The sequence below is a fragment of the Clostridium sp. NkU-1 genome (genome assembly GCA_001312405.1).
The window spans coordinates 1-802 of sequence record BBDR01000040.1; the positions used below are offsets into that span (position 1 = coordinate 1).

The window sequence follows — 802 nt, forward strand, 5'->3', positions numbered from 1 at the left end:
CCCTGAAATCACCTTCCGGTAAATCGGCTTACCATCAATCCATGTACCGCATACAGTCTCTTCTGTAGAATATACATTCTCCACCGCTGTACCACCATTACCATTACCGCAACAACCATCACCACAACTTACCATCTGTAAACAAAATCTGTTTTCCATAATTTTTTTCCTCCTCTGTTTTCTTTTCCAAATTTATCCAAATTGGGATAATATTAAGATACCATATTGACTTGTCCCGTGAGTACCGCACTTATAAAATTATTTTTTTCTGGCTTAATAACCAATAGAACTTCCGACGCCGATCGTAATACATATTCTCCCACATGGTATACCCATAATCATCTTTAGGTAGTGGAAGGTTATATCCTCCTCGGTCACTGCCTTAAGTATATACTGGTAAATATCCGGATCAGCCTCAATAGCCGTCTGTTCTATCAGTCTGCAATTCTGCTCTAACACGACCCGCCTCATGGCCAGCTGCTGAGTAGCGTCCCCACCATTATGGCTTGTAGGCATATCAGTGATCTCCATAGCCCCTACCGTATCTGTTTTATACTTAAGCTCATCTTTCCACTCTCCATACTGCAAGCACCAGTAATATAATTCCCAGAAACGATTTTTACTGATCCCATACTTACTATGGTTTAATGGTCTTACATTTCCCAAACGATCACCTCCCTAATACCAACATCTTCTTTTTCTTTCTGTCATTTTTCTGCCTCAAAAGCTCTGAATATGTCATGGTGACCGTCCTAGCTGGATCCTTTTCACCGACCAACTCCACGATATGAGGATACTTCCT

At 41.1% G+C, this 802-nt stretch carries 1 protein-coding gene; it reads right to left on the reverse strand.

The features are described from left to right. Positions 1-273 precede the first annotated feature (273 nt). Entirely contained in the window at positions 274-666 is a 393-nt protein-coding gene (locus tag JCM10519_RS24450; RefSeq protein ID WP_347845390.1) for a hypothetical protein, read from the reverse strand. Positions 667-802 lie beyond the last annotated feature (136 nt).